Annotated in this window: 9 protein-coding genes; 4 read left to right on the top strand and 5 right to left on the bottom strand. The window is 52.2% G+C overall.

What is annotated here, in order from left to right; all coding sequences use genetic code 11:
* Positions 1-36 precede the first annotated feature (36 nt).
* The 3 genes from D7V92_RS07885 to D7V92_RS07875 are packed head-to-tail and all read right to left on the bottom strand — an operon-like array spanning position 37 to position 5483.
* Positions 37-1332, bottom strand: a complete 1296-nt coding sequence (locus tag D7V92_RS07885; protein WP_005857439.1) for a TolC family protein — start codon at positions 1330-1332, stop codon at positions 37-39.
* A 42-nt stretch (positions 1333-1374) separates the two neighbouring features.
* Positions 1375-4455, bottom strand: a complete 3081-nt coding sequence (locus D7V92_RS07880; protein WP_121772634.1) for an efflux RND transporter permease subunit — start codon at positions 4453-4455, stop codon at positions 1375-1377.
* A complete protein-coding gene (locus D7V92_RS07875; protein ID WP_022191975.1) occupies positions 4452-5483 on the bottom strand; it encodes an efflux RND transporter periplasmic adaptor subunit in 1032 nt (343 codons plus the stop codon). Before D7V92_RS07875 ends, D7V92_RS07880 begins: the two co-directional genes overlap by 4 nt.
* A gap of 145 nt (positions 5484-5628) precedes the next feature.
* Between D7V92_RS07875 and D7V92_RS07870 the strand changes: the two genes are divergently transcribed.
* Genes D7V92_RS07870 through D7V92_RS07860 form a run of 3 tightly spaced genes read left to right on the top strand, consistent with a single transcriptional unit; the run spans position 5629 to position 7284 of the window.
* On the top strand, positions 5629-6507 hold the full coding sequence (locus D7V92_RS07870; protein WP_022191976.1) for an AraC family transcriptional regulator: 879 nt from the start codon (positions 5629-5631) through the stop codon (positions 6505-6507).
* Positions 6508-6565: 58 nt separating this feature from the next.
* Positions 6566-6880, top strand: coding sequence for a nucleotidyltransferase domain-containing protein (locus D7V92_RS07865; protein WP_121772633.1), 315 nt, complete (start codon positions 6566-6568; stop codon positions 6878-6880).
* Positions 6877-7284 (top strand): HEPN domain-containing protein, encoded by a 408-nt coding sequence (locus D7V92_RS07860; protein ID WP_005862800.1) that lies wholly within the window; start codon positions 6877-6879, stop codon positions 7282-7284. The genes D7V92_RS07865 and D7V92_RS07860 overlap by 4 nt, the downstream gene beginning before the upstream one ends.
* Before the next feature lie 13 nt (positions 7285-7297).
* On the opposite strand, the gene D7V92_RS07855 is transcribed toward D7V92_RS07860, so the two are convergent.
* Together D7V92_RS07855 and hypD are read right to left on the bottom strand one after the other, a co-directional pair.
* Positions 7298-8203, bottom strand: coding sequence for a glycyl-radical enzyme activating protein (locus D7V92_RS07855; RefSeq protein ID WP_121772632.1), 906 nt, complete (start codon positions 8201-8203; stop codon positions 7298-7300).
* Positions 8204-8206: 3 nt separating this feature from the next.
* A complete protein-coding gene (gene hypD, locus D7V92_RS07850; RefSeq protein ID WP_121772653.1) occupies positions 8207-10639 on the bottom strand; it encodes a trans-4-hydroxy-L-proline dehydratase in 2433 nt (810 codons plus the stop codon).
* A gap of 345 nt (positions 10640-10984) precedes the next feature.
* Between hypD and D7V92_RS07845 the strand changes: the two genes are divergently transcribed.
* Positions 10985-13432 carry an ABC transporter permease gene (locus D7V92_RS07845; RefSeq protein ID WP_121772631.1) on the top strand — a complete coding sequence of 816 codons (2448 nt, stop codon included), beginning with the start codon at positions 10985-10987 and terminating at the stop codon, positions 13430-13432.
* Positions 13433-13456 lie beyond the last annotated feature (24 nt).

Genomic DNA, 13456 nt, shown 5'->3' with positions numbered 1-13456 from the left:
ATTTGTTAATAAGCAAATATATGGAAAAAAAACAAATTAACGCCCTGTCGCCTGTAAATATTCCGTACGTTTGATCAAATAAGCCGTATAATCGCCCGTATACTGGTCACGGCTTTGCTGGAGGAGCGATTGGGCGTCCAGAAGATCGCTCAGCGTTACCGTGCCCGCCTTATAATAGTCCGTATTAAGGCGGACATTCTCCTCGGCCGTCGCTATGGATTCCTCCGAGAGCTTGACTTGCTTATAAGACTCCTCCAGCTCGTTCCAGAGCTTCCGCATTTGCACCAACAGAAGCTCATTGGCGTTTTGGCGGGAATACTCGGCCGCCTTCACCTGAAGCTTTTGCTTCCGGATGGCGTGCGAGCCGCCCCACCAATCACTGATCGGAATCGCTACGGTAGCGAAAACCATGCCGAACGGACGGTCCTTATCCAGTAAGTTGTGATACATATACCCGGCTCCGATCCCCACGGTGGGCAAGTATTGCCCAACCTTCAGCTTTTGTTGAAGACGGGCGGCCTCCACGTTCTTCTCCAGCAATTTATAAGAGAGTGTCGTAGGGAGCGCCTCCTCATGGCTCACCCGGTAAAGCTCCGGGGAGGGCACCTCGGCGGGCAGCGTGAAATCGATCTCGAAATCATCTTCCCCGATACCGATATATTGAGCCAGCACCATCTTGGAAAGGCGCAAGCCGTTCTCCACCCGCAGGCGGTCGCTCGCCACGCCGTTCTTTTTCAACTGGACTTGCAGTAGGTCATTACGAGTCGTCACGCCGGCGCCGACCGCTACCTCCACATCCTTATAAAGACTCCCCACCAAGGATTCCACGATCTCGATCGTCCTTAATTTCTCGTGAAGGGAGATCCATTGCCAGTAATACCGCTCCACCGTCAGGGCTACCTCATCCTCGGATTGGCGCATCTGGTAACGGCTCACCTCGAGCGCCAAGTCGGCCAGCTTATTGCCGTTCACGATCTGTCCGCCGGCGAACACGGGCTGGATAGCGGTCACCCCACCCAGCAAGCCGTCATCCATCATCGACAACTCGAGAAGGCCCGGTATCACGCTCATATCCATCATCCCGTGGTTCGCCTTAAAAGCTGTTCCCACGGCGCTGACATTCGGGAAGTATTTCGTAAAGGCCTCCTTTTTTCCTTCCCTCGCCCCTTCTACGTCCAAACGGGCGTTCTTCATCTTCGCGTTATTCTCCAAAGCCATTTCCCGGCATTCTTCCAGCGATAATGTCCGCTGGGCGCTCACGGTCCCCACGCATAAGACGAGGGAACCGACGATGCCATATATCCATCTTTTTATCATCTCTTTTTTCCGCATATATTCATTCCTATATTATATCCTAATCCACATCCGTATCATTCATTTATTCCCGAATATCTTCCAATAGAAAACAGGCAGGATGATGACCGCCAAGATCATCGAGAAGACCGTTCCCGAGCAGATCACCACACCCATCGGCATCCAAAGGGAACTGCCGCTGATGATCATGGGCACCACGCCCACGGCCGTTGTAGCCGAGGTCAGGAAGATCGGGAGCATGCGTCGCCGGCCGGCGTCGAAGGCGGCATCCCTCGGGCTATAATGCTTATGGAGCCGCAGGTCTTGCGCATGCTCGAATATCAAGATAGCGTTTCGCACCACGATACCGATCAAGCTAATAACGCCCAAGACGCACGTCAAGCTGAAATCGATATGGAACGCCCACAAGCCCAGCGCCGCCCCGAACAAGGTGAGCAGCAACGAGGACAGGGCCGCCAACGCCAAGCCGATCTTCTTGAAATTGACCAACAGGAAGAAGAAAACAATGATCACGGCGATCGCCAAGCCCTGCATCAGCGGGTTCATCGTCTCGAAATCCAGCTCCTTGGCTCCACCGTACTCGTACGTCACGCCCTCGGGCAAGGTCGGGATAATACGGCTTTCCATGACTCGCTCGATCCGTTTCTGCATAGCGTTCTGGTTGGTCCCCCGGGTTACCTCGGCGAAGACGCTCAAGGTACGCACGCCGTTGCGACGGACGATCTGCCCCTCATTCCAGCCTCCCTCGATCGTGGAGACTTGCCGGAGCGGGACGCTCACGCCGGGGACGATGGTGGGAAGATACTGGTCGCCGACCTTATCGAACGCGTCACCCTCCCCTTTCTTATCGGATCTCAGCTGGATCGGCAAAGCGTAATCGCCTTCCCAGAGGGAGCCAACCGAGAGGCCGTCGTAACGGATCGCCAGATCGGCCGAGGCCATCGCCTTCGTGATCCCGAGGCGGGAGGCTTCCACTGGGTCCAATCGAACCCGTACGTCGGGTAAGGCCTCCTCGTAATTGGTGTGTACCCAGACCAAGCCGTCCATCTCACGCAACACGGCCATCAAGGAATCCCCAGCCTGCTTCAACCGGGCGATATCGTCTCCCATGAAACGGATCTCTAAAGGAGAGGATACGTTTTGGTAATCCAGTTGCTTAAACTTCACGTAGGCGTCGGGGAAATAATCGGCGTACCGGTCCGTATAATCATCCAACACGCTACGGGTGGCCTCTATCGAGGCGGTGTTGACAATGAACTGGGCGTAATTCTTCCCGGCCAAGTTCGGGGCGTAGGTAGCTTGGAAACGGGGCGAGGAAGTTCCGATAAAGGAGGTGACGGACAGGATGCGCTCATCTTCCGACAACAGCTTATAGAGGCTATCGCTCACGGCGGCGGTACGGTCCAGCGAGGTTCCCTGCGGGAGATAGATCTCGACGGCGAACTGATCCCGGTCGGCTATCGGCATCATACGCTGGCTCAGTTGGGTGATCATCAGGATCGCCAAGGCAACCGTCAAGACGCCCAGACCGATCGTGGTTTTCGGGAAACGGAAAGTCCACGTCAGTGCCCTCGTATAGACGGCCTGTACGGTATCCAGCAGATTGAACCTCTTCTTGCCCGTATTCTCCCGCCCGGACTTCAATCCCTTCTTGATCAAGACCCGCTCCAGCAGCGGGATAAAGACCATCGCCACCGCCAGCGACACCATGAGGGAGATGGAAAGCGTCCAAGGGAAGAAGGTCACGAAATCCAACATCTGCCCCGTCATCGTGAAAAGCAACGGGAAAAAGATCACGCAGATACACAGCGTAGCCAACAAGATCGAGCTGAAATAGTTCTTGGCGCTATAGACGGCGGCGTACCAACGGGAATAGCCCTTGTCCAGATATTCCAGATAGGCGTCTATCACGATGATGGAGTTATCCACGATCATGCCCAATACCACGATCAAGGCGGCCAGCGTCACCGTATTCAGCGGGATGCCGCAAGCGTACATGACACCGATCGAGATAAAGACACTGATCGGGATGGAGGTAGCCGCCACCAATGCCGAGCGGAACGGGAACAATACCATCATCACCAAGATCACGACCACGATGGACACGAACAAATCCCGCACGAAGGAACTTACCGAGTCTCCCACCACCTTCGGCTGGTCGGCGATCCGGCGGATCGAGACACTCTCGGGAAGATCCCGCTCGAAAGCGTGCAATACCTCGTCTACCTCCTTTCCGTATCGTACGATATTATGGCCCTCACGCATCTCCATGGAAAGGATGATCGCTTTCTTGCCGTTGTTCGTTATATAGCTATCCGGCTCGGGATATTCCCGTACGATACGGGCCACGTCTTTCAAGCGGATCATATGCCCGTCGGCATCGGCCAGCAGGATCTGCTCGCCTACTTCCCGCTCCGAGGGATAGGTCACGGAAAGGTGGATGGGAATGTCCAAGCCGCCATTCTCCAAGGAGCCGGAGGCGGTGGTAAAGCCTTGGGTGAACAAGGTTGTCATCAGCATACGGGTGTCTAGGCCGTAAGCGGCTAGCTTGTCTGGATCCAAGTAGACCGAGATCTGCTCGTTTTGTACCCCGTAACGGCGCAGGTTGGATACGGACTCGATCCGGCGCAGGCGGTCTTCCAGCGTCTCCATGTATCGCTGCAATTCCCGGTAGGTCTTGTCTTCCGATTCCAAGGTGATCAATAAGGCGGAAGTATCGCCGAAATCATCATTCGCGATGACGGCGAGTACGCCCGAGGGCAGTTGCGACTTGAAGTTCTGCAAGCCGAGCTTGATCTTCGACCAGACCTCGTCTTTATTGTTCACGTCGTCGTTCAGCTCCACCATCACGTACACCATTCCATCCCTTGACATGGAGTACGTCTTTTTCTTCTTTACCTCCTTGAAGGTAAACAGGTATCTCTCCAAAGGCTTGGCCAACTGCTCCTCCACCTCTCCGGAAGTCGCCCCGGGGTAAACACCCACGACCACGCCTTGGCGGATGGTGAACTCCGGGAATTCCTGTTTCGGCATGTCCACCAAGCCCAAAATACCCAACCCGACCAGCACGGTAATCACCAGCAACGTGATCTGGTAATGACGCATGGTCCATTCGATCACTCCGTTTTTACGTTCTCTCATAACGCACGCACTCTCATGCCCTCACTGATTTTCTGGTAACCGCCTATCACGACGATATCCCCCTCGTTCAACCCTTCCAGAATAAACAAGCCCTGCTCCGTCAAGTCGCCCGTCCGTACGGGCGTAGCTTTCGCCTCTCCGTCTACGACCTTCCAGACGAAACGCCCCCCGTCGTTCGCTATCAACACGGCGTTGTTCGGCAAGGCGATAGCCGGCACGGATTCCTCTCCCGACAGGCGTACATCGCAAACCATGCCGGGCAACAAAGCGCCGGACGGGTTCTCCAGCCGGATCTTCGCCTCGTAAGTATGGGAGATAGGGTTGGCCACGATGCCTTTCTCCGTCACTTTCCCCTCAAAACATTGTCCGCCCAGAGCGGCTACCTTTATCATAGCGGCTTGATCGCCGAGCGTGGCGACCTCATTCTCCGGGACGGCGATCTTCACGTTTACCGTCTCTATCCTTAACAAGGAGAAAACCGGTTGCCCGGGCTGCACGTTCTCTCCCGCCTCAACCATGCGCTTGCCGATAACGCCGCCGAACGGGGCATACAGGTTCCGGTCCTCAAGGTTTTTCCTCGAGATTCGCTCCATGGAACGGGCCTGTTCCAATTTGCTCTCCACCTCTACCCATTTCATATCCGGCAGGCTCTTATTCTCGTGCAAGGTTCTCATGCGGGCATAGGCATCCTCCGCTTGTCGCAAGGAAGCGGCCGAGGCATTATAGGCGTTTTCCAGCGTCGCCTTGTCTAACACCGCTAGTAGTTGGCCCTCACGGACCTTCTGCCCCTCGCCCACCAATACTCGCTCTACATTACCCATCACCTGAAAACTAATCGAGGAGGATACGACCTCCTCTACCGTTCCCACGTAATTCCTTGTATCCGCCGGAACGGTCTTCGCTATCTTCACGATCTCCACCGGGATCTCTTTGCTATCCCGTCCCTCTTTTTGACTGCCCGAGCATCCGGACATCACGAACACGACGGATAATAATCCTCCATAAACAATGCCTTTCATCCTTTTCATATCCTATGATTTATTATACCGCGAAGATGATGAGTTTATCCACTCCAAAGAAGTTCCGTTTTGCAACCAAATTGTCCTATTTGACACATTTCAATTGGATTATTCTATTATTTCACTAATTTTATCGCCCAAACAAGAATAAATTATGAACGTAACAGATCTACCTCAAGCTTGTATCTCTCTTATCGAGAACGTACCCGGCATAGACTTTATCGACGAGGATTTCGCCATATTCGATAACATCGACGATATTCCCTCGCTCGACCATCCGATGCGAATAGACGCCGTCGTATTCGCGCTTTGCACGAAAGGCTTCATGCGTATACGGATCAATATGGAGGAATATGTCGTAGGGGAAAACCATCTCGTATTGTCCTTGCCTGATCAGATCATCCAACACGTGGAACGTAGCGAGGACGTGGCCGGGATCTTCATCGTCATCTCCAAGAATTTCATGGAGGAGATCATTCCTCATATACAGAATACCTTGCCGGCGTTCTTCTACATCAAGGAGCATCCGGTCACCGAGTTGAATGCCGAGGAGATAGGTTGTATCAAGGAATATCATTCTTTTCTCTGGAAGAAAGTGAAAGCGAAAGGGCATCCTTACCGGAAAGAGATTGCCCAGAGCTTATTGTTGGCGGTATTCCACGAGGTTTACGGCATGTTTAAGAATCATATGCCGATCGAGGTGAAGAAGAGCCGGCAAGAGGAGTTGTTCGCGGCGTTCATACAAACGCTCGCCTTACATCATAAGCAGGAACGATCGGTAGCTTTCTACGCCGGGAAATTATGTGTCACTCCAAAATATTTATCTCTTTTGGTAAAGAACGTTAGCAACCGTACGGCCGGGGAATGGATCGATAATTACGTTGTCTTGGAGGCGAAGGCGTTATTATCCTCCTCCACCCTTTCCATCCAAGAGATATCAGACCGGCTAAACTTCGCCAACCAATCCTTCTTCGGTAAATACTTCAAGCAACACGCCGGGATATCGCCTACGGAGTATCGGAAGAAATGGTAATAATCAGAAAAATAATTATCTTTGTCTCACGACATAAGTCATTTAATGAAAAGATAAAATGAAACGAACAGAAATTATAAATCAGATAAAAGATATCATGCGCCGGATAGCTCCCACGGCACAAACTATCTTATTCGGTTCGGAAGCACGTGGAGACGCTCGGATTGATAGCGATATCGACTTACTCATCTTGATAGACGGAGAGAAAATGACTTTGGAACGAGAGGAAGAAATTACTTTACCCTTGTATGAGCTGGAACTAAAGACTGGCGTAAATATCAGCCCCATCGTCATGTTAAGAAAACTCTGGGAAAACCGTCCCTTTAAAACTCCTTTCTATATTAATGTTATAAACGAAGGTATTATATTATGAAAGAGATCCTAGATGAAGAAAGTAAGAACGCATTGATTAACTATCGAATCCAACGTGCTTATGAGACATTGAAAGAAGCTCAAGTGATGATGCGTGAGTCTTTCTATAATGCTGCTGTTAATCGCCTCTATTATGCATGCTATTACGCAGCGGTTTCCCTGCTATTAAAATATGATCACCAACCACAAACACATAATGGAGTTAAGACTATGCTTGGATTACATTTTATCTCTACCGGAAAGCTTCCTATAAAAATCGGGAAAATATTCTCGACTTTATTTGAGAAAAGACATAGTGGAGATTATGACGATTTTGTTTATTGTGATAAGGAAATGTTGGATAACTTATATCCGCAAGCTGAATTATTCATTCATACAATCAACCAATTATTGAAAGAAGAATAGTTCCCAAAGAGAACTATCCTCCGATCAACGCGGTTATCCCGCAGGAGGCGAATTGATCGATACACCTTTGCAGGACTGCTTCGGAAGGGGTGGATAGCGGAAGGTGCCCGGGATTGTAGAGGGTTCCTCGCTTATCGTGCTTACCTTTTCCGATGTCGTGATACGGGAGGAGATTGACGACTTTCCGCTCCCACGGCAAGGAGGCCAAGAAGATGGCGGAACGGGATATATTCTCCTCGTCCGCATTGACACCCTCGATCAAGGGGATGCGAATGAGGAAGTCCATCCCGGCCTCGGCGATCATCCGAAGATTGGAGAGGATACGCTCGTTCGGGACACCCGTGAAACGATGATGGCTACCGGAATCCATATGCTTTAAATCCACCAGAAAAAGATCCGTGCGCTCCATTACGCTCCGGACGGTATCCGGCGAGGCGAACAAGGTCGTATCCACCGCACGATGGATTCCCAACTCTCCGCAACGATCCAGCAGGGCAACCAAGTCCGACGGATGCGACAACGGCTCTCCCCCGCAGAAGGTAACACCTCCCTCGGAGCGATCCATAAAGACCGTCTCTTTCTCGATCTCACGCATGACCTCGTCGATAGAATACTCACGGCCGGACATCTCCATCGCCAAGGTGGGACAAACCTCGGCGCATCTACCGCATGTGCGGCACAGAGAGCGATCCGTGACGATGCCCGCTTGCGTCAAGGTCAACGCCCCGACGGGGCAGGCATTCACGCAGGCCCCGCAACCTATGCACTTCTTTCTCGTATACAGCTTCTCCGCCCGGGGCGAGATGCCTTCCGGGTTATGGCACCATACGCAGGCAAGCGGGCATCCTTTCATGAAGATCGTGACACGGATGCCCGGCCCGTCGTTTATGGCGTATCGTTTGATATCGAATAACAGCATGGCTCAGAAAGTCTCTTGCTCCGTACGTGCGATCACGTCCGCTTGCAAATCGGCGTTCATATCGTTGAAATAGTCGCTATAGCCCGCTACACGGACCAGCAGATCCCGGTAGTCCTCCGGGCACTTCTGGGCGGCGTAAAGCGTTTCCGTATCCACGATGTTGAATTGGATATGATGGCCACCCAAGGCGAAGTAGCTACGAATCAAGGAGGCCAGTTTCGAGATATCCTCCTCCCGCCGGAGCAGGCTGGGCAGGAAGCGTTGGTTCAGCAACGTGCCGCCGCTCTTCACCTGATCCAGCTTACCGAGGGACTTGACAACGGCGGACGGCCCGTGGGTATCGGCTCCGTGCGAGGGCGAGGTACCGTCGGAGATGGCACGCCCGGCCAAGCGGCCGTTCGGGGTGGCTCCCATCACCTTGCCGAAGTAGACATGGCAAGTGGTGGATAACATATTCAAATGGAAACACTCCCCTTTCGTATTCGGCTTGCCCTCGATCGCATCATATAAATCGTCGAAGACACGGACGGCGATCTGGTCGGCGTACGGATCATCGTTGCCAAAGAAAGGCGTACGGTTCAGGATCATTTGGCGCATCGGCTCATGTCCCTCGAAATTATCCGCCATCGCGTCCAACAAGGCTTCCATCGTGAAGGTCTTATCCTCGAAGACGTGTTTCCGTAAAGAGGAAAGGCTATCGGTTATCGTGCCTAATCCGGTACACTGGATATAAGTGGTGTTGTAACGAGGCCCGCGATCGTAATAATCCTTACCCTTCGCGATACAATCATCGATAAACAGGGAGAGGAACGTGGCGGGGGCGTACTTGGCGAACATGCGGTCGATATAGTTGCTGACCCGCACCTTCATGTCCACGAAATAATGGATCTGGCGCATGAACGCCGCGTAAAGCTCCTCATACGTCCGGAAACCACGGGGATCGCCGGTCTCCAGACCGACCTTGCGGCCGCTTACCGGATCTACGCCGTTATGCAGCGTCACCTCCAATATCTTCGGCACGTTCAGGTAACCGGTCAGCACGTACGCCTCCTTCCCAAAAGCGCCCACCTCGATGCAACCGCTGCAACCTCCCTCGCGGGCATCACGCAGCGACTTGCCTTGCCGCATCAACTCCTGCACGTACACATCCGGGTTGAATACCGACGGACAGCCGTGGCCTTGGCGGATCACCTTGCATCCGGCACGGAGGAAACGCTCCGGCGTACGGGCACTGACATGGATGGCGCTGCCGGGCTGGAGGATATGCAGCTCCTCGATCGTCTCCAACATGATATAGGAGACCTCGCTTACGCCGTCGCTGCCGTCCGCCCGGATGCCGCCGATGTTCAGGTTCGTGAAATCGTTATAGGTCCCGCTCTCCTTCGCCGTGATACCCACTTTCGGCGGGGCGGTATGATTGTTTACCTTGATGAAGAAGCAAGACATCAACTCTTTCGCCTCGTCACGGGTCAAGGTTCCGGCGGCGATCTCTTTCTCGTAAAAAGGCGCCAGATGCTGGTCGAAATGGCCAGGGTTCATGGCATCCCAACCATTCAGCTCCATGATCGTACCTAGATGGACAAACCAGTACATCTGGATCGCTTCCCAATAGGTACGGGGAGCGTGGGCGGGAACCCAGCGGCATACCTCGGCGATCTTCCTCAGCTCGGCGGCACGACGAGGATCTTTTTCGGTGAGAGACATCTCGTCGGCCAAGTCCGCGTGTCGCTCGGCAAGCAGGATAGCGGCGTCGCAGGAGATAGACATGGCCGTCAGCTCCTCCTGCTTGTCCGTGGCCTCGGGGTCGTTCATGAAATCCAAAGCGCTTAGTTCCCCCTCGATACGTTTCTTCAAGTCCAGCAGGCCATATTGGTAGACCTTGCCGTCCAAAGCGGTATGCCCGGGGGCACGTTGCTCCATGAACTCGGTGAACATACCCACCTCGTACGCCTCTTTCCATTCCTTGGGGACGTGGCTGAAGATGCGCTCCCGCTGGGTACGGCCTTTCCAGTACGGGATCACCTCCCGCTCGTAAGTATCGATATCTTCTTGGGAGATTGTGTAACGTTGCAGCTCCCGGGTATTCAATATATGCAGGTCCTCCACGCTATGGCAGGTAAGTTCCGGGAAGGTAGGCACGGCCTTGGGGCGGGGCCCCCGCTCGCCAACGATCAACTCGTCCTCGCCGATATAGATCGTCTTCTGCTTGCAGATCTCAAGGAAGTTCAAGGCACGCAGGATAGGGATCGGATACTTTCCGTAATTCTCCCGATAAAAACGGGTCTCGATCAAGGCCCGCTCGATCGATAGGGAAGGTTGGGCCTCAAAGGTCTGCCGGCGCAAACGTTTGATACGGTCGTTCATCCCGAAATTGTTCGCTCCTACGGAAGAGACGGTATCATGTACGCATGAATGTGTGTGATGGGTCGTATTCATAAAATTATATGTTTTATCGTAGAGGTAGGATCTATCCGCCCTCATCAAGGTTATTTTTTATTGTTACACAGGACGGGCATCCCCGCCCCCATGAGTTTATATAGGGAGAGTATCTGCTAGAGATAAAACATCAGGCAGTTGAAAAGCATCCGATAGCCTTTGTGTAACATAGCGCTTGTTTCTTTTTGAAGTATGATGGCAAAAATAAGGAAATTATTGATAATATCACAATTCATCAACAGAAAGTAACCGTTTGTCAAAAAAATAACACAGGAACGTAAATAAAGGAATAGCTTTGCTTTGTATTTCCAGATCAAAGGGTTTAAAATTAAAAGAACTTATACCATGCAAAGTACATTCAAGAACCTGCTTTATGTCTTGAGACATTATAAATTAGCGACGGTCACTAATCTTTTAGGACTTAGCTTCGCTTTCCTGTTATTCATGCTGATAAGCATACATGTCGGTCATGAATATAGCTTCGACGCTTCCCTCTTGAACAGGGAAAGGATCTTTCAGTTAGAAAACAAGCGGGATGACGGGATATGGGAGGCTAATTTCGCACGTCCACAACTCGAGCGTTTCATCGCCGCCTCCCCTTATATAGAAGCGGCCGCTATCACAAACAACCTTGTTTACTCCTCCGTACGTTTTGGGATATCAGCCAGTGAAGGGCCCGACGCACGGAGCTATATGGAGCAGGTGGAACGGATCACCCCGGGATATACCAAGGTCTTTGGCTTCGAACTGGTGGCCGGCGATACGGATTGCCTGAAACGTCCGGAAGGGACGCTGATCCCAGAGAGCATGGCCCGGAAACTCTTCGGCGAGGAAAATCCTATCGGGAAGCCGGTTTATCTGTCGGAGTTCGCCGGGGCCGAAGGCTCGATTATATATGGGCTTAGTTTTGAGCCGGCATATATCGTGGGAGGCGTCTTTCGCGATTTCCCGGAAAACACCCGGGTGAAGAATGCCCTGTATATCCCGATCATGGAGAAAGAGATGATGGAAAACTGGCATACCGGCCTTTACTATTGTTATCTGCTGATGTCGACGCCGGAATCCGCCTCTGTCACTACCGAGACCTATATGGCCGATAGCCGGGCTTTCCTGAAAAGTTTCACGATCGAGGATATGCGCCTCCGGCCCTTGTCTGATCTCTATTTCGGCCAGCCGGTCCGAGCGGACGCCGCTCCCATCGGTAATAAGCTACGGACGAATATGTTATTCTTTATCGCCATCCTGATCATAGGTATTGCCTTGGTCAATTATATCAACCTGTCGATAGCCTTGGCGCCGATACGCACCAAGTCGATCACCATCCAGAAAGTGCTGGGAAGCTCGGACGCCACGCTACGGAAGTATCTGGTCTTGGAGTCCTTGGGAATCTCGGTTGTCGCCTTCTTCCTCGCCTTGCTTTTCCTGTTATTTTTGAATAACGTGCAATGGGTCACGAATATGGTGGGGCATCCGTTGAACCTGTATGCCAACTGGAAGATTCCGGCGTACACATTCTTCCTTGTCGCAGGCGGCGGTATACTGGCCGGTTTGTATCCTGCTTTCTATATCACCTCGTTTCCTCCTGTCATGGCGCTGAATAAGTCTTTTACCCTTAGCGACCGGGCCAAGAACACTCGCAAGTTACTTATAGGGTTCCAGTTCGTTATCTCGATCACGCTGATTGTCGGAGCGTTGTTCGTCTCCTTGCAAAACAGATATATAGGGAACGTGGACTTGGGGTTTAACAAAGAAAACGTACTGGAGGTAAGACTAAGCATGGGGGCGGCCTTGAAAAAGGGCGAATTGTTCAAGGCACGTCTCTTGGAAAGCCCCGCTATCCGTGATGTTTCCTTTAGTGAGTTCAAATTTGTCTCGGACGAATCACGTTCTTTCATCGGGTATAATTACAAAGGCCAACATTATTATATGAGCTGGCTGGGAGTATCCGCCAATTTCCCGGAGCTAATGGATGTAAAGATGATCGCCGGAAGGAAGTTCCGGCCGACGGATGAGGCGGCGGATAACACGCAGGTCGTTTGCCTCCTTAGCGAGACGGCAGCGAGGGAGATCGCCTCGGGTCTTTCCCCCGAGAAACCGGACGACCTATCGGACTTGGTAGGGACAAGCATCACGGATAATGATATACCGGTACGGATTGTCGGTATCTTTGAGGATGTCCATTATGAATCCCTGTATAAAGAGTTACGCCCGATGGGACTTTGGACCTCGGCTAAGAATCATTACCGCCGTTCGGTGCCGGAAAGATACGCTTATGTCAAGATCGCCGGCGGAAATCCCCGGACGGCTATCGAGCATATCCGGAAGGTAACGGATGAATTGATCCCGGGTTATCCGGCCGATATCCATTTCTTTGATACGGCGCTGGAGGAGCTTTACAGTAAAAGTGGGCGGCAGGGAGCGCTGATTACCGCCCTTTGCCTGATGGCCGTCTTTTTATCCCTCGTGGGAGTATTCGGACTGGTTATCTTTGAGTTACAAGGACGGGGAAAGGAGATAGCCGTGCGGAAAGTACATGGGTCCACGGTCCGGCAAATCCTTTGGATGCTGAACTCGTCTTTCCTCCGGATCACGCTCGTCTGTTTTATTATCTCGATCCCGCTTGCTTACTATGGGGTGCATATTTGGTTACGAAGCTTCGCTTATAAAACGCCGATCTACGTATGGGTATTTTTAGTGGCTTTGGTAATCATAATGACACTGACCGTATCTACGGTTACTTTCCAGAGTTATCGGGCGGCGATGGCAAATCCGGCGTCTAAATTGGGGCATTAAGGTTCATTACGAAAAAAGGACGGG

The sequence above is a fragment of the Parabacteroides sp. CH2-D42-20 genome (assembly GCF_003670185.1).
Classification (GTDB): domain Bacteria; phylum Bacteroidota; class Bacteroidia; order Bacteroidales; family Tannerellaceae; genus Parabacteroides; species Parabacteroides distasonis.
Note: the sequence above shows the minus strand (reverse complement) of the source record. Positions and strands in the feature narration are given on the sequence as shown.